13 protein-coding genes are annotated in these 16,554 nt (G+C 67.1%); 7 read left to right on the top strand and 6 right to left on the bottom strand.

What is annotated here, in order from left to right; genetic code table 11:
• Nucleotides 1–68 precede the first annotated feature (68 nt).
• From ACYVKR_RS03860 to bioB, 4 genes are all read left to right on the top strand, one after another.
• Nucleotides 69–1,034 (top strand): AraC family transcriptional regulator, encoded by a 966-nt coding sequence (locus tag ACYVKR_RS03860; protein WP_460479475.1) that lies wholly within the window; start codon nt 69–71, stop codon nt 1,032–1,034.
• 70 nt (nt 1,035–1,104) lie between these two features.
• Nucleotides 1,105–1,575, top strand: a complete 471-nt coding sequence (locus ACYVKR_RS03865; RefSeq protein ID WP_460479476.1) for a VOC family protein — start codon at nt 1,105–1,107, stop codon at nt 1,573–1,575.
• 10 nt (nt 1,576–1,585) lie between these two features.
• A complete protein-coding gene (locus tag ACYVKR_RS03870; RefSeq protein WP_460479477.1) occupies nt 1,586–1,963 on the top strand; it encodes a glyoxalase superfamily protein in 378 nt (125 codons plus the stop codon).
• A gap of 81 nt (nt 1,964–2,044) precedes the next feature.
• Nucleotides 2,045–3,040, top strand: coding sequence for a biotin synthase BioB (gene bioB / locus ACYVKR_RS03875; protein ID WP_460479478.1), 996 nt, complete (start codon nt 2,045–2,047; stop codon nt 3,038–3,040).
• Between the two features lie 8 nt (nt 3,041–3,048).
• Here bioB and ACYVKR_RS03880 read toward each other — a convergent pair whose 3' ends face one another.
• Entirely contained in the window at nt 3,049–4,098 is a 1,050-nt protein-coding gene (locus tag ACYVKR_RS03880; RefSeq protein ID WP_460479479.1) for a dihydroorotate dehydrogenase, read from the bottom strand.
• A gap of 48 nt (nt 4,099–4,146) precedes the next feature.
• Between ACYVKR_RS03880 and rpiA the strand changes: the two genes are divergently transcribed.
• Nucleotides 4,147–4,818 carry a ribose-5-phosphate isomerase A gene (rpiA, locus tag ACYVKR_RS03885; protein ID WP_460479480.1) on the top strand — a complete coding sequence of 224 codons (672 nt, stop codon included), beginning with the start codon at nt 4,147–4,149 and terminating at the stop codon, nt 4,816–4,818.
• An 89-nt stretch (nt 4,819–4,907) separates the two neighbouring features.
• Here rpiA and ACYVKR_RS03890 read toward each other — a convergent pair whose 3' ends face one another.
• From ACYVKR_RS03890 to ACYVKR_RS03910, 5 genes are all read right to left on the bottom strand, one after another.
• Entirely contained in the window at nt 4,908–5,534 is a 627-nt protein-coding gene (locus ACYVKR_RS03890; protein WP_460479481.1) for a DUF4124 domain-containing protein, read from the bottom strand.
• Between the two features lie 61 nt (nt 5,535–5,595).
• Nucleotides 5,596–7,671 (bottom strand): M3 family metallopeptidase, encoded by a 2,076-nt coding sequence (locus tag ACYVKR_RS03895; protein ID WP_460479482.1) that lies wholly within the window; start codon nt 7,669–7,671, stop codon nt 5,596–5,598.
• Between the two features lie 205 nt (nt 7,672–7,876).
• Nucleotides 7,877–8,728 carry a bifunctional methylenetetrahydrofolate dehydrogenase/methenyltetrahydrofolate cyclohydrolase gene (gene folD / locus ACYVKR_RS03900; RefSeq protein ID WP_460479483.1) on the bottom strand — a complete coding sequence of 284 codons (852 nt, stop codon included), beginning with the start codon at nt 8,726–8,728 and terminating at the stop codon, nt 7,877–7,879.
• Nucleotides 8,729–8,812: 84 nt separating this feature from the next.
• Nucleotides 8,813–9,436 (bottom strand): response regulator transcription factor, encoded by a 624-nt coding sequence (locus ACYVKR_RS03905; RefSeq protein WP_460479484.1) that lies wholly within the window; start codon nt 9,434–9,436, stop codon nt 8,813–8,815.
• A gap of 39 nt (nt 9,437–9,475) precedes the next feature.
• Nucleotides 9,476–11,968, bottom strand: coding sequence for a PAS domain S-box protein (locus tag ACYVKR_RS03910; RefSeq protein ID WP_460479485.1), 2,493 nt, complete (start codon nt 11,966–11,968; stop codon nt 9,476–9,478).
• Between the two features lie 198 nt (nt 11,969–12,166).
• Between ACYVKR_RS03910 and aceE the strand changes: the two genes are divergently transcribed.
• Together aceE and aceF are read left to right on the top strand one after the other, a co-directional pair.
• Nucleotides 12,167–14,872: a pyruvate dehydrogenase (acetyl-transferring), homodimeric type gene (gene aceE, locus ACYVKR_RS03915; RefSeq protein ID WP_460479486.1), complete on the top strand. Its 2,706-nt coding sequence runs from the start codon at nt 12,167–12,169 to the stop codon at nt 14,870–14,872.
• Nucleotides 14,873–14,890: 18 nt separating this feature from the next.
• On the top strand, nt 14,891–16,549 hold the full coding sequence (gene aceF / locus ACYVKR_RS03920) for a dihydrolipoyllysine-residue acetyltransferase (protein WP_460479487.1): 1,659 nt from the start codon (nt 14,891–14,893) through the stop codon (nt 16,547–16,549).
• The last annotated feature ends 5 nt before the right edge of the window (nt 16,550–16,554 follow it).

Genomic DNA, 16,554 nt, shown 5'->3' on the forward strand with positions numbered 1-16,554 from the left:
CCGGATTTGGGCACTATCCGTTCAGGCTCCGTTACCGGCCGGCCCCCTGGACGAGCAGCCCGCATGCAATGGACACCCTCAGCGAAATTCTCGACATCTGCCGCTCCGAGCGCGCCGTGACCGCGCGCTTCGCGCTGACGGCGCCCTGGAGCCTGCGCTCCGAAGGCGTCTCGGGCGCCTTGATCCGCATGGCGCGCGGCGAGCCCTATTGGCTGCAGGTCGAGGGCATGAAGCCGGTGCGCGTCGAGCCGGGCGACCTGGTCATGCTGCCCACCGGGGCGCCGCACACCGTGGCCTCCGACCTGGGCGTGGTGCCGGAGCCGTTCTCGCGCATGATCGCGCGGCACGCGCAGGGCGCGAGGGACGAGAACCCGCTGGTCTTCAGCCATGGCGGAGGCGGGCCCGGCACCGACATGTTCACCGCGCTGGTCTGGTTCTCCGCCTACTGCCGGCATTCGGTGTTCCGCATCCTGCCGCCGCTGATCCATGTGCGCGCGCGCGATCTGCCGCTGGCCGACTGCCTGGCCATGACCATGGAGTCGCTGACCGTGGAGACACTGGCGCGGCGCCCGGGCTGGCGCCTGTCGGCCGCCCGCATGGGCGAACTGCTGTTGGTCAACATCCTGCGCGAGCACCTGGCCCACGAAACCGCCATCGGCGAAGGCTGGCTGCGCGGGCTCGGCGACCCGGCCATCGCGCGCGCCATCGTCGGCATGCACCGCGAGCCGCAGCGCGACTGGAGCGTCGAGTCGCTGGCCGCCGAGGCCGGCATGTCGCGCACGCGCTTCAGCACCCGTTTCAAGGAGCTGGTCGGCACGGCGCCCATCGCCTACCTGACCGCGCACCGCATGGCGCTCGCTGCCCAGCAGCTGGAGGCGGGCCTGCCGTCGAGCCGGGTGGCCGAGAGCGCCGGCTACGAGTCGCCCAAGGTGTTCGCGCGGGCCTTTCGCCGCTGGTGCGGGCTGACGCCCCGGGCCTACCTGGCCCGCGAGGCGGGCAGGACGGCAGGCTGGCCGCAGCCGGCTGTCATTTAGGTGCGCCGGTGCGCAAGGAGGGTGGGGCGTATTGCCGATAATGCGCCATTCATCAAAAAAGGAGAGTTTCATGAGCCAAGCGGATCGCCCGTTCAAGGTACTGGGCATGCAGCAGGTCGCCATCGGCGGCACCGACAAGAACCGCCTCAAGCGCCTGTGGGTCGACATGTTGGGGCTGGCGCAGACCGGCACCTTCCAGAGCGAGCGCGAGAACGTCGACGAGGACATCCTCGCCATGGGCCGTGGTGCGCACGCGGTCGAGGTGGACATCATGCAGCCCTTCGATATCGACAAGAAGCCCGCCGTCCACGCCACGCCGCTGAACCACATCGGCCTGTGGATCGACGACCTGCCCAAGGCGGTCGAATGGCTCACGGCCCAGGGCGTGCGCTTTGCGCCGGGCGGCATCCGCAAGGGCGCGGCGGGGCACGACATCTGCTTCCTGCACCCCAAGAGCAGCGACGAGTTCCCGGTGTCGGGCGAGGGCGTGCTGATCGAGCTGGTGCAGGCGCCGCCCGAAGTGATCGCGGCGCTGGGCTGAGGCAGGCGCGATGAACACGGTCATCCCCGTGCTGCGCAGCTTCGACCAGGCCAAGGCCGAGGAGTTCTATTTCGGCTTCCTCGGCTTTGTGCAGGACTGGCAGCACCGCTTCGAGCCCGCGCTGCCGCTGTACCAGCAGATCAGCCTGGACTGGCAGGGGCAGCGCCTGGTGCTGCACCTGTCGGAGCACCACGGCGACGCCTGTCCCGGCGCCTGTGTGCGGCTGGCCTGCGCCGACCTGCCGGCCTTCCACCAGCGGCTGCTCGACCAGCAGTACGGCTACGCCCGGCCCGGGCTCGAAACCATGCCCTGGGGCATGCGCGAGGTGCGGGTGCAGGACCCGTTCGGCAACCGGCTGGTTTTCTTCGAAGAGACGGAATCGGCCTGATTGGCGTTTTTTGCAACCTGGGTTGCGTTTCCCACCAGAAGGTTGCGGGCACAATCACTCCCCATCGATTCATAGGGAGTGATGATGCAGTCCATTCAGTTTTTCGAGAAACCGGCGCAGCCCGTGGTGGCAGGCCCCTGGAGCGTCGAGGCGGTGCAGGCCCTGCTGGACCTGCCCTTCCTCGACCTGCTGCACCAGGCGCAGACGGTGCACCGCCAGCACTGGCCTGAGGGCGACATCGAACTGGCCACGCTGCTGTCGGTGAAGACCGGCGGCTGCCCCGAGAACTGCGGCTACTGCCCGCAATCGGCATCTTTTGATACCGGCGTGGAAGCCAACAAGCTGATGAGCGTGGACGAGGTGCGCCACGCCGCCCAGGCCGCCAAGGATGCGGGCGCGACCCGCTTTTGCATGGGCGCCGCCTGGCGCGCGCCCAAGGACCGCGATATCGAGCGCGTAGCCGAGCTGATCGGCACCGTCAAGGGCCTGGGCCTGCAGACCTGCGCCACGCTGGGCATGCTGGAATCGCACCAGGCCGAGGCCCTGCGCGACGCGGGGCTGGACTACTACAACCACAACCTCGACACCGCGCCCGAGTACTACACCGACGTGGTCAGCACCCGCGCCTACCAAGACCGGCTCGACACCCTGGCCCATGTGCGCCAGGCGGGCATCAGCGTGTGCTGCGGCGGCATCGTGGGCATGGGCGAGGCGCCGGTGCACCGTGCCGGCCTGCTGGCGCAGCTGGCCAACCTCGATCCCTACCCGGAATCGGTGCCGATCAACAGCCTGGTGCGCGTGCCGGGCACGCCGCTGGCCGACAGCGAGCCGGTCGATCCGCTGGACTTCGTGCGCGTGATCGCGGTGGCGCGCATCCTGATGCCCCGGGCGCGCGTGCGCCTGTCGGCCGGCCGCCAGCAGCTGGGCGACGCGGTGCAGGCGCTGTGCTTCATGGCCGGCGCCAACTCCATCTTCTACGGCGACAAGCTGCTGGTCACCGGCAACCCCGACGTGGAGGCCGACCGGCAGCTGCTGGGCAAGCTGGGCCTGCGCGGCAGCGGCAGCCAGGCCGCCTAGCGTCTGAATTAGCGCTTCATGGCCTGCAGCGCGCGGGCCGCTTCCAGCACCAGCGTGGGGCCGCGGTAGATCAGGCCGGTATAGATCTGCACCACGTCGGCGCCGGCCTCGATCTTGCGCGCTGCGTCGGCGCCGCTCAGGATGCCGCCCACGCCGATGATCGGAAAGCCCGCGCCCAGCTCGGCGCGCAGCTGGCGGATCACCGCGTTGCTGGCCTCGAACACCGGCGCGCCGGAAAGGCCGCCGGTCTCCTCGGCATGTGGCAGGCCGGCCACCGCGTCGCGGCCAATGGTGGTGTTGGTGGCGATCACGCCGTCCATGCCGTGGCGCTTGAGCGTGGCGGCAATCACCGTGACCTGCTCGGGCGTCAGGTCGGGCGCGATCTTCACGAAGACCGGCTTGCGCTGGCCGTGCTGCGCGGCCAGCTGCTCGCGGCGTTCGGCGACGGCGCCCAGCAGCGCATCGAGCGCCTCGTCGCTCTGCAGCGCGCGCAGGTTCTTGGTGTTGGGCGAGCTGATGTTGACGGTGACGTAGTCAGCGTGCGGGTACACGCCGTCCAGGCATTTCAGGTAGTCGCTGGTGGCGTCCTCGATGGGCGTGGCGGCGTTCTTGCCGATGTTCAGGCCCAGCAGCAGCGGCTCGGCCTGCTGGCGAAAGCGGGCCTTGCGCACATTGGCCAGGAAGGCGTCCAGCCCCTCGTTGTTGAAACCCAGGCGGTTGATGAGCGCGTTCTTCTCGGGGATGCGGAACATGCGCGGCTTGGGGTTGCCCGGCTGGCCCAGCGGCGTGACGGTGCCGACCTCGACGAAGCCGAAGCCCATGGCGCCCAGGCCGTCGATGCAGCGCGCGTTCTTGTCCAGCCCGGCGGCCAGGCCCACGCGGTTGGGAAAGCGCAGGCCGGCCAGCGTGACGGGGTCGGCGATGCGCGGGTTGCGCCAGGCGCAGGCCAGCGGCGAGTTCTGGCCCGAGGCCAGCATGTTCATCGTGAACTCGTGCGCGGCCTCCGGGTCCATGCCGAACAGGACGGAGCGGGCCAGGGAGTAGGGAATCAGGGACATGGGGAATGGGATAATTGCCGGTATTTGTCAATTTTCGCCGATTACCCTATGACTCAAGACGAACTCAAGGCCGAAGTGGGCCGCGCAGCCCTGCAATACGTGCAAGCCGGCGAGGTGGTGGGCGTGGGCACGGGCTCCACGGTCAACAAATTCATCGACGCGCTGGCCTCCATCAAGGACCAGATCGCGGGCGCCGTGTCCAGCTCCGAGGCCAGCACCGAGCGCCTGCGCGCCATCGGCGTCAAGGTGCTCGATGCCAACGCGGTCGAGCGCCTGTCGGTCTACATCGACGGCGCCGACGAGATCGACGGCCAGGGCCACATGGTCAAGGGCGGCGGCGCGGCGCTCACGCGCGAGAAGATCGTCGCCGCGCTGGCCGACCGCTTCATCTGCATTGCCGATGCCTCCAAGCAGGTGCAGACGCTGGGGCGCTTTCCGCTGCCGGTGGAGGTGATCCCCATGGCCGCCACGCAGATCGCGCGCCGCTTTGCTGCCAAGGGCGGCCAGGCCGTGCTGCGCCTGAAGGACGGCGCGCCGCTGGTCACCGACAACGGCCAGCACATCCTCGACGTGACGGGCCTGGCCATCGCCGATCCGCTGGCCTTCGAGTCCGAGGTCAACCAGTGGCCGGGCGTGGTGACGGTGGGCGTGTTCGCGCACCAGAAGGCCGCGGTCTGCCTGCTCGGCACCGAGCAGGGCGTGCAGACGCTGGAGTTCTAAAAACATAGCTGCTGGCGCTTGCTGTATGGCCGTTTCAGATGTTTTTCCATCTGAAATGCTTGTACAGCAAGCGCGAGCAGCTCTCTTTTTTAGAAGATGATGCCGTTGGGATTGTCGGGCGTGGCGCGGCTGGGCGCTGCCGGTGCCTCGGCTTCCCGGGCCGGCGCGGCTGCCTGGGGTGCGGCGGGCGCCACGGTCTTGGGGATCAGCGCGGTCGCGGCCGGCTGGCGCCAGCTGCGCGGCAGCACCGAGGCCTTGGGGTAGCCGGCCGCATCGAGGTAGCTGTCCCAGTCGCTGGACGAAAAGCCGCTGAGCTTCTGGCCGCCAAGCGTGGCGAAGGGCAGGGCGCCGTCGCCGCTCATGCGCTGCAGCGCGGCGATCTCCTCGTTGGAGGTGATGGTCTTCTCGGTGTACGGCACGCCGCGCGCCTGCAGGTGGCGGCGTGCCATGTCGCAGGGCGCGCAGGGCTGGCTGGTGTACAGCGTCAGCGGAAATTTGCCGGCGGTCTGCTTGAGCTCCAGCGGCAGGCCGGCGTTGGCGTCGGCCGCGGAGGCAGGGGCGGAAGCGACCGCCTTGCCCGCCGCATCGGCCGTCGGTGCGCGATCCGAGAAGGTGACCTTGCCGTCCGGCCCGACGATGCGGTAGACCTGCTGCGCGCCGGCGATGCCGCTGGCGCCGAGCAGCAAGGCGGCGATGGTGATTCTGGTAATGGTCATGTGGCGAGCCCCTCTCTGGGGCCGCATTATGCCGCTACCGCACGCCGCTGCGTGCGCCGGATCAGGCCGCGACGGGCTCCGCCATGCCCTGGTGGCGCAGCAGCGCCTCGAGCTGCGGCTCGCGGCCGCGGAAGGCCTTGAACGACTCCATCGCCGGGCGGCTGCCGCCGGCCTCGAGGATGGCGCGCAGGTACTGCTGGCCGATGGCCGGGTCCACCACGTCGGCGCTGCCCTTGGCCCGGGCCGCTTCCTCGAAGGCGGCGAAGGCGTCGGCCGACAGTACCTCGGCCCACTTGTAGCTGTAGTAGCCGGCCGCGTAGCCACCCGAGAAGATGTGCGTGAAGGTGTTGGGCGTGCGCGTGAACGCGGGCGAGGGCAGCACGGCGACCTGCCGGCGCACGTCGCCGAGCACGCCGTAGACCGACGCGGCGCTGATGCCCTGCTCGCCATGCAGCTCGGTGTGGATGCGCATGTCGAACAGCGAGAACTCGATCTGGCGCAGCGTCTGCATGCCGGACTGGAAGTTCTTCGCGGCGATCATCTTGTCGTAGAGCGCGCGCGGCAGCGGCTCGCCGGTGTCGACGTGGGCCGTCATGTGGCGCAGCACTTCCCATTCCCAGCAGAAGTTCTCCATGAACTGGCTGGGCAGCTCGACCGCATCCCACTCGACGCCGGCGATGCCCGAGACATCGCGCTCGTTGACCTGGGTGAGCATGTGGTGCAGGCCATGGCCGAACTCGTGGAACATGGTGATCACGTCGTCGTGCGTGAGCAGCGGCGGCTTGCCGTCGACGCCGGCGGCAAAGTTGCACACCAGGTGCGCGATGGGCGTCTGCAGCTCGCCGTTGTCGGGGCGCAGCCAGCGGGTGCGGGCGTCGTCCATCCAGGCGCCGCCGCGCTTGCCGCTGCGCGCCGGCGGGTCGAGGTAGAACTGTGCCAGCAGCTGGCCCTGGCGCTCGATGCGGTAGAACTCGACGGCCGGGTTCCACACCGGCGCCTCGTCGCGGCGGATCTGGATACCGAACAGGGTCTCGGCGATCTGGAACAGGCCGGCCAGCACCTTGGGCGCGGTGAAGTACTGCTTGACCTCCTGCTCGCTGAAGGCGTAGCGCGCCTCCTTGAGCTTCTCGCCGATGTAGGTCCAGTCCCAGGGCTGCGGATCGGCCAGGCCCAGCTCGGTGCGGGCGAACTCGCGCAGGTCGCGCACGTCCTTCTCGCCGTAGGGCTTGGCCTTGGCGGCCAGCTCCTGCAAAAAGCCTAGTACCTGCGTGGCGGACTGGGCCATCTTGGGCGCGAGCGAGAGTTCGCCGAAGTTGGCGTAGCCGAGCAAACGGGCCTCTTCCTCGCGCATCTTCAGGATCTCGACGATCAGCGGCGTGTTGTCGAGCTTGGCATCGCCGAACTCGCTGGCGCGCGTGGTGTAGGCGCGGTAGAGCTTCTCGCGCAGCGCGCTGCTGTCGGCGAACTGCATCACCGGCAGGTAGCAGGGGAACTGCAGCGTGAGCTTGTAGCCGCTCTTGCCTTCGGCCTCGGCGGCGGCGCGCGCGGCGTTGACCACGTCCTGCGGCACGCCTTGCAGCTCGGCCGGCTCGGCGTAGTAGGCAAAGCCGTCGGTGGCGTCGAGCGCGTTCTCGCTGAACTTCTGGCAGGTGGTGGCCATCTTCTCCTGCAACTCGGCGTAGCGCTCGCGGTCGGCGCCCTGCAGTTCGGCACCCGAGAGCACGAAGTTGCGGATGGCGTTGGCCAGGGCCTGCTTCTGCTCGGCGTTCAGGCTGGCGGGATCAATGGCCTTGTACTTGGCGTACAGGCGTTCGTCGGCGCCCAGGCGCGTCCAGAACGCGGTGACCTTGGGCATCTCGGCGTTGTAGGCGGCGCGCAGCTCGGGCGTGTCGGCGACGGAGTTCAGGTGGCCCACCATGCCCCAGGCGCGGCCCAGCTTCTCGGTGGCCACGTCCAGCACCTGCGCGATGGCGGTCCACTCGGCCGGGAAGGCAGGCTCGGTCACCTGCGCGAGCGCGGCCTCGCTCTCGGCGAGCAGGATGTCGACGGCGGGTTCGATGTGTTCGGGGCGGATCTGGTCAAACAGCGGCAGACCGGAGAAATCAAGCAGGGGATTGGCGGGCAGGGATTGGGTCATGGTGCCTGTTAGTTGGAGGCGAATGCTCTGCTATCAACTTGCTTGCAGAAGATATTCGCGCTCCCGGTATGGTGACGGCAAATCGATTGTCACGCGGCGCCATGGGCCTTTGTTGGGGTAAATGCAAAGAATTGAAACAAAAATAGCTGCCAGCGCATACTGCATGCGCGCTGGCAGCTATTGATTTTGAAGCGGACAGTGTGGCTTACACGGTGCGCTCGGCCGACTCCAGCGTGTTGACCATCAGCATGGTGATGGTCATCGGGCCCACGCCGCCGGGCACCGGGGTGATGTAGCCGGCCACTTCCTTCACGCCGTCAAAATGAACGTCGCCGCAGAGCTTGCCCTCGGTATTGCGGTTCATGCCCACGTCGATGACCACGGCGCCGGGCTTGACCATGTCGGCCGTCAGCACGTTGACCTTGCCCACGGCGGCGACCACGATGTCGGCCTGGCGCGTCATCGCGGCCAGGTCGGCCGTGCCGCTGTGGGTGATGGTGACCGTGGCGTTAGCGGCCAGCAGCATCATCGCCATGGGCTTGCCGACGATGTTGGAGCGGCCGATGACCACCGCATGCTTGCCGCGCAGGTCCTTCATGCCGATGGATTCGAGCATCTTCATGCAGCCGTAGGGCGTGCAGGCCTTGAAGCCGACCTCGCCCACCATCAGCGCGCCGGCGCTGGCCACGTGGAAGCCGTCCACGTCCTTGGCGGGCGAGATCGCCTCGATCACCTTGTGGTCGTCGATGTGCGCGGGCAGCGGCAGCTGCACCAGGATGCCGTGGATGCTGGGATCGTTGTTCAGCGCCTCGACGCGGGCCAGCAGCTCGGCCTCGGTCATGCCGGCGTCGTACTTCTCGAGCACCGAGTGCAGGCCGCAGTCCTCGCAGGCCTTGACCTTGTTGCGCACGTAGACCTGGGACGCGGGGTTGTCGCCGACCAGGATCACGGCCAGGCCGGGCGTGACGCCCTGGGCCTTGAGGCGGTCGGCGCGGGCCTTGACGTCGGCGCGCAGTTGGCGGGAGAGGGCGTTGCCATCGATGAGTTGGGCGGTCATGGTCGCGGTTCCGAATGAAAAATGCGCTGTACCGTAGGTGGTATCAGCGCATGATGCTATGAATTTGGTAGTTTGTCGTGGCGATCAGGCCTTGGCTGCACTGCCCAGGGCGATCTTCAACAGGTCGGCCACGGTGTTGGCGTTGAGCTTTTCCATGATGTTGGCGCGGTGCGCCTCCACGGTCTTGATGCTGATGCCCAGGTCGTCGGCGATCTGCTTGTTCAGGCGGCCGGCGACGATGCGCTCGAGCACCTGCGATTCGCGGCCGGTGAGCTTGGCCAGTAGTGCGTCGCGGCTGGCGGCCTGCTGGTGGCCGGCGAAGGCTTCGCGCGCCTTGTCGAGCATGCGGTCCACCAGCGACACCAGGGCGGCCTCGTCGAAGGGCTTCTGGATGAAGTCCAGCGCACCCTTCTTCATGGTGTCCACGGCCATGGGCACGTCGCCGTGGCCGGTGATGAAGACGATGGGCAGCGGGGATCGGTTCTCGATCAGGCGGTCTTGCAGCTCCAGCCCGCTCATGCCGCCCATGCGGATGTCGGCGATGAGGCAGGCGACCTCGCGGGGATCGTAGCGTGCCAGAAAGGATTCGGCCGATTCAAAGCAGCGCACCCGGTAATCCTTGCCTTCCAGCAGCCACTGCAGCGAATCGCGGACTGCCTCGTCATCATCCACTACGTAAACGGTGCCCTTCTTCGGGATCAAGCTCATGCACTATTCCTTCGGTCAAGTCAGCCCGGGGCTGGCTAGCTAGTTGCCCACGGGGAGCCAGAAACTGAACCTACAACCCGTGATGTCGCCGCCATTGTAGAGGTTCTCGGCCTGCATCCGGCCGTGGTGGGACTCGACAATGCTGCGGCACAGGTTCAGGCCTATGCCCATGCCTTCGCTCTTGGTGGAGAAAAAGGCCTGGAAGAGTCGCTCCAGCACTTCGGGCGAGAGGCCGCGCCCCGTGTCCTGGACGGAAAACTCTATCACATCGATGTCGTTGATTTTCTTGGGCAGTACACGCAGCTCCACCAGGCGCTGGTGCGGCGGGCGGTTGGCGTTGGCGATGGACTCGGCGCTGTTCTTCATCAGGTTGATCAGCACCTGCTCGATCAGGATGCTGTCGGCCATGATGCGCGGCAGGCGCGCGGCGATGTGGTGCGCCAGGCGCACGTTGTGGCGCTTGAGCTCGATGTTGGCCAGCTCCAGCGCCTCGCCGACGATCTCGGCCACGTCGGACGAGGTGCGGTTGGGCTCGCTGCGCTTGACGAAGGAGCGGATGCGGTGGATCACCTGGCCGGCGCGCTGCGCCTGGTGCGCGGTCTTCTCCAGCGCGCCGAGCAGGGTCTCCTCGGTCATCTGCCCGTTCTTCACGCGCGAGATGATGCCGCTGCAGTAGTTGCTGATGGCCGACAGCGGCTGGTTCAGCTCGTGCGCCACGCTGGAGGCCATCTCGCCCATGGTGATGAGGCGGCTCGCGGTCTCGGCCTTTTCGGCCTGGCGCATGGCCTGCTCCTGGGCCCGGCGGCGCGAGGTGATGTCGTTGGCGATCACCATCTGCGCGAGGCGCCCGTCCACCCAGTTGAGGTAGCGCGAGCGCACCTCCAGCCATTTGTCCAGCTCGGGCAGGTAGATCTCGGCATTGCCGCTGATGCTGGTGGTGAGGGAGTCGCTGGGCAGGCCCATCAGGCCGTCCTCGTCGTCGGGCCCGGTGGGCGTGGCATTGGGCAGCACGCCAGCCTGCGCGACCAGCTGCAGGTGGCCGGCCGTCTGCGAGCCGAACCACTGGCGGTAGAGCTTGTTGGCGAACAGCAGCTCGGAGCTGCCCAGCGGCGCCACCGAGACCGAGGCGTCCAGCGCCTCGAGCACGATGGTGAAGCGCTCGTACGAGGCCGACAGCTGCTCGCGGATGCGGTTGGGCTCGGTGATGTCGGTCATCGACGTCATCCAGCCGGTCTGGCGGCCATGGCCGTCGATCAGCGGCGAGACGTAGAGCCGCGCCTCGAAGGTCGTGCCGTTCTTGCGCTTGACACGCAGCTGGAAGCCGCCCGGAAACACCTTGCCGCTCATCTCGTCGATCAGCATGTCGTGGTAGGTGCTGTGGTCGCCCTCGGGCCAGTAGGGGTAGGGTGGCAGCTGGCCGACCAGCTCCTGCTCGCTCCAGCCCGTCATCTGGCAGAAAGCGGCGTTCACATAGGTGATGCGGCCGTGCAGGTCGAGTGCGCGCATGCCGGTGAGCACCGAGTTTTCCATCGCGCGGCGGAAGTTGATCTCGTTCTGCAGCGCCGCCTGGGTGCGGATGCGCCGCCGCGTGTGCCGCCAGGTGGCCACCAGCAGCCAGGCCGTCATCAGGCTCAGCACGCCAACGACCCAGAACAGGCCGTTGCCGATCAGGCCCAGCGAGGTGCGGTAGGCCTGGGCGCGCAGGATCAGACCGTTGCCCACAGGCGACACCGGCACCTCGTAGTGGTTGGGCGCGGCGCGCCACGGCAACAGCTGCCCGGCCGTGCGCCGCGACAGTGCCGTGCCGGCAATGATGTGGCCATGCGCGTCCAGCATGGTGACGGCGTAGCGCGCCAGCACCTCGGTGGGCGTGGCGTAGCGCAGCAGGTTGTCGATGGAGAACTCGGCCAGGATCACGCCAGAAAAGCGCCCCTGGTCCGAGATCGGCACCTCGAGCAGCAGCATGGGCACCGCGTTGGGCGCCACCGTGGGCTGCGAGTACATGGGCTGCTGGGTGTTGCGCGTCTGCTCGAACAGGTCGAGCACCTCTTTCTTGCGCACGATCTCGCCCACCGTCAGCAGCTCGCTGGCGGCCACGCTGGGGCCGAACTGCGTGGCCTTGACCTGGCGCTTGTTGTCGATCCAGCTCAGCGCTTGCAGCTCGGCGTACTGGCTGATCAGCGTGTCCGCGCGGTCGACGAAGCCGTTGCGTTCGATGTCCTCGTTGCTCAGGTCGCGCGCCAGCCGCATCACCTGGTCCTGGCGCTCCAGGAGGCGCAGCCGGATGCGCTGCTGGGCGTACTCCATGTCGCGGCGCAGCGCGTCGTGCTCGCGCTCCAGCTCTTCCGAACGCAGGTACCAGAACACCGCCAGCATGGCAATCAAAAACAGCACCACGGCGACCAGCGGCGCGGCCATGGCCACCCGGTCCTGGCGCGACGGCGACAGCCCGCGCCACCAGGTGCGCCACCAGGGCGCGCGGGGCGCGGCCGAAAGGTCAACTGTGGCAGTGGGTTTTTCCGGCGAGTTCATGGCCGCAAGTGTAGATGAGCGGCGAATCCTCGCCAGCCAGCATGGCGCTTTGAAACTCTGTTCTTCATTGTGCGAGCGCAACAAAATTCCATATTATAAAAATCAAAATCGCTATTTGAAATTTTGCCAATCTGTGCGAAACTCGCCTTCACCCCAAGTTTTCGATGTAACACTTAAGGCGAAAAGGAGACGTGAGCGATGTCAAATCAGCCCGATCAAAACCCCCAGGCCCAAGCGCCTCGTACGGACGACCAGGAAACCCGTGAATGGATGGATGCGCTATCCGCGGTGATTGACCGCGAAGGCGCGGAATACGCCCATGCGCTGCTGGAGGATCTGCTCGAACATGCGCGCCAGAGCAGCGTGGACATGCCGTTCTCCGCGAACACCGGCTACGTCAACACGATCGAGCCCGGCCAGGAAGCCCGTTGCCCCGGCAACCTCGAGATCGAACAGCGCCTGCGCGCCTACATGCGCTGGAACGCCATGGCCATGGTCGTCAAGGCCAACCGCATCCACCCGCCCGAAGGCGGTGACCTGGGCGGCCACATCGGCTCCTTCGCCTCGCTGGCCAATATGTTCGGCGCCGGTTTCAACCACTTCTGGCACGCCGAGAGCGAGAACCACGGCGGCGACTGCCTGTACATCCAGGGCCACGTGTCCCCCGGCATCTACGCCCGCGCCTACCTCGAAGGCCGCATTTCCGAAGAACAGCTGCTGAACTTCCGCCAGGAAGTGGACGGCAAGGGCATCTCCAGCTACCCGCACCCCAAGCTGATGCCCGATTTCTGGCAGTTCCCCACGGTGTCCATGGGCCTGGGCCCGCTGATGGCCATCTACCAGGCACGCTTCCTGAAGTACCTGCACGCCCGCGGCATTGCCAACACCGAGAACCGCAAGGTCTGGGTGTTCTGCGGCGACGGCGAGATGGACGAGCCGGAATCGCTGGGCGCGATCAGCCTGGCGGCACGCGAGAACCTCGACAACCTGGTTTTCGTCATCAACTGCAACCTGCAGCGCCTGGACGGCCCGGTGCGCGGCAACGGCAAGATCATCCAGGAGCTGGAAGGCGAATTCCGCGGCGCCGGCTGGAGCGTCATCAAGCTGCTGTGGGGCAAGGGCTGGGACGAGCTGCTGGCCAAGGACAAGGACGGCGCGCTGCGCAAGCTGATGATGGACGTGAACGACGGTGACTACCAGTCGTTCAAGGCCAATGACGGCGCCTACGTGCGCAAGAACTTCTTCGGCCGCGATCCGCGCACGCTGAAGATGGTCGAGCACATGAGCGACGACGAGATCTGGAACCTGCGCCGCGGCGGCCACGATGCACAGAAGGTCTATGCGGCCTTCCACGCCGCGAACACGGCCAAGGGCCAGCCCACGGTGCTGCTGGTCAAGACCGTCAAGGGCTTCGGCATGGGCAAGGTCGGCGAGGGCAAGAACAACGTCCACCAGACCAAGAAGCTCGACGACGACGCGATCCGCGAATTCCGCGACCGCTTCAACATCCCGATCCCGGACAGCCAGCTGGCCGACCTGCCGTTCTACAAGCCGGCCGACGACACGCCGGAAATGAAATACCTGCACGAGCGCCGCAAGGCCCTGGGCGGCTACCTGCCGCACCGCCGCGAGAAGGCCGACGAGCAGTTCACCGTGCCGTCGCTGGACACCTTCAAGGCCGTGCTCGAACCCACGCCCGAAGGCCGTGAGATCTCGACCACGCAAGCCTACGTGCGCTTCCTGACGCAGCTGCTGCGCGACAAGGCCATCGGCCCGCGCGTGGTGCCCATCCTGGTGGACGAGGCCCGCACCTTCGGTATGGAAGGCCTGTTCCGCCAGATCGGCATCTACAACCCGCACGGTCAGCAGTACACCCCGGTCGACAAGGACCAGGTGATGTACTACAAGGAGGACAAGGCGGGCCAGATCCTGCAGGAAGGCATCAACGAAGCGGGCGGCATGTCCAGCTGGATTGCCTCGGCCACCAGCTACAGCCACAGCAACCGCATCACGATCCCGTTCTACATCTACTACTCGATGTTCGGCTTCCAGCGCATCGGTGACCTGGCCTGGGCGGCCGGCGACCTGCAAGCGCGCGGCTTCCTGCTGGGCGGCACCTCGGGCCGCACCACGCTGAACGGCGAAGGCCTGCAGCACGAGGATGGCCACAGCCACATCCTGGCCAACACCATCCCGAACTGCATCTCGTATGACCCGACCTTCGCGCACGAAGTGGCGGTGATCATGCAGGACGGCCTGCGCCGCATGGTGCAGAACCAGGAGAACGTGTTCTATTACATCTCGCTGCTGAACGAGAACTACGCGATGCCCGGCCTCACGCCCGGCACCGAGCAGCAGATCCTCAAGGGCATGTACCTGTCCAAGGCAGGCGGCAAGGGCAAGGAGCGCGTGCAACTGCTGGGCTCCGGCACCATCCTGCGCGAATCCTTCTTCGCCCAGGAACTGCTGGAAAAGGACTGGGGCATCGCCGCCGACGTGTGGAGCTGCCCGTCCTTCAACGAGCTGACCCGCGACGGCCAGGATGCCGAGCGCTGGAACATGCTGCACCCGCTGGAGACCCCGCGCGTCGCCTTCGTGACCGAGCAGCTCGCCAAGAGCACCGGCCCGGTCATCGCGTCGACCGACTACATGAAGGCCTATGCGGAGCAGATTCGTCCCTTCATCCCCGAAGGCCGCCAGTTCAAGGTGCTGGGCACCGACGGTTTCGGCCGCTCGGACTTCCGCCGCAAGCTGCGCGAGCACTTCGAGGTGGACCGCCACTACATCGTCGTGGCTGCGCTGACCAGCCTGGTCAAGGAAGGCAAGCTGCCGGCGCAGAAGGTGGCCGATGCCATCGCCAAGTACGGCATCCAGGCCGACAAGATCAACCCGCTGTATGCCTGATACCGAGGAGACACAACAATGGCATTGATTGACATCAAGGTCCCCGATATCGGTGACTTCGCGGAAGTGGGCGTGATCGAGCTGCTGGTCAACGTGGGCGACACGGTGACCCAGGAACAGTCGCTGATCACCGTGGAATCGGACAAGGCATCGATGGAGATCCCGTCCAGCCACGCTGGCGTGATCAAGGAAATCCTGATCAAGATCGGCGACAAGGTGGCCGAGGGTTCGGTCATCGTGAAGCTTGAGGCCGCAGGTGTTGCCGCTGCCGCGGCACCCGCTCCGGCACCGGCGCCCGCCGCAGCAGCCCCCGCGGCTGCAGCCCCGGCGCCCGCACCGGCCGCTGCTGCGCCTGCCGCCGCCGCCGGCCCGCTGGACATCAAGGTACCGGACATCGGCGACTTCAAGGACGTGGCCGTGATCGAGCTGCTGGTCAAGGTGGGTGACACCGTGACCGCCGAGCAGTCGCTGTTCACCGTCGAGTCCGACAAGGCCTCGATGGAGATCCCGTCGCCGGCCGCCGGCACCATCACCGCGCTGACGCTGAAGATCGGCGACAAGGTCAACGTGGGCGATGTGGTCGGCCAGATGAGCGCCCAGGGCGTGGCCGCGGCTCCGGCTGCTGTCGCTCCGGCACCTGCACCGGCCGCTGCCGCTCCTGCAGCGGCTCCGGCCCAGGCCGCCGCCGCTCCGGTGGCTGCCGCTGCCACCCCCGCGCACAACCCGACGGTTGCGCCTTCCGGCCAGCTGCCGCATGCCTCGCCGTCGGTGCGCAAGTTCGCCCGCGAACTGGGCGTGCCGCTGGAAGAGGTCAAGGGCTCCGGCCAGAAGGGTCGCATCACCGCCGAAGACATCCAGAGCTTCACCAAGCAAGTGATGGCAGGCGCGGTGCAGACCAAGGCCCAGGCCGCCAAGGCGCCTGCCGGCAGTGGCTCCGGCGTCGGTCTCGACCTGCTGCCCTGGCCCAAGGTGGACTTCGCCAAGTTCGGCCCCATCGAGCGCAAGGAGATGTCGCGCATCAAGAAGATCAGCGGCGCCAACCTGCTGCGCAACGCGATCATGATCCCGTCCGTCACCAACCACGACGACGCCGACATCACCGATCTCGAAGCCTTCCGCGTCTCCACCAACAAGGAGAACGAGAAGAGCGGCGCCAAGGTCACCATGCTCGCCTTCCTGATCAAGGCCAGCGTGGCCGCGCTCAAGAAGTTCCCCGAGTTCAACAGCTCGCTGGACGGCGATGCGCTGATCTACAAGCAGTACTACCACATCGGCTTTGCGGCCGACACGCCGAACGGCCTGGTCGTGCCCGTCATCAAGGACGCCGACAAGAAGGGCGTGCTGCAGATCAGCCAGGAAATGGGTGAGCTGGCCAAGAAGGCCCGCGACGGCAAGCTCGGCCCGGCCGACATGAGCGGCGCGACCTTCACCATCTCGTCGCTGGGCGGCATCGGTGGGCGCTACTTCACGCCCATCATCAATGCGCCCGAAGTGGCCATCCTCGGGGTGTGCCGCTCCAACATCGAGCCGGTGTGGGACGGCAAGGCCTTCCAGCCGCGCCTGATGCTGCCGCTGTCGCTGACCTGGGACCACCGCGTGATCGACGGCGCCGCTGCCGCGCGCTTCAACGCCTTCCTGGGCCAGATCCTGGCCGACTTCCGCCGCGTGCTGCTCTGAAAGGA

The organism is Comamonas humi (assembly GCF_054782535.1).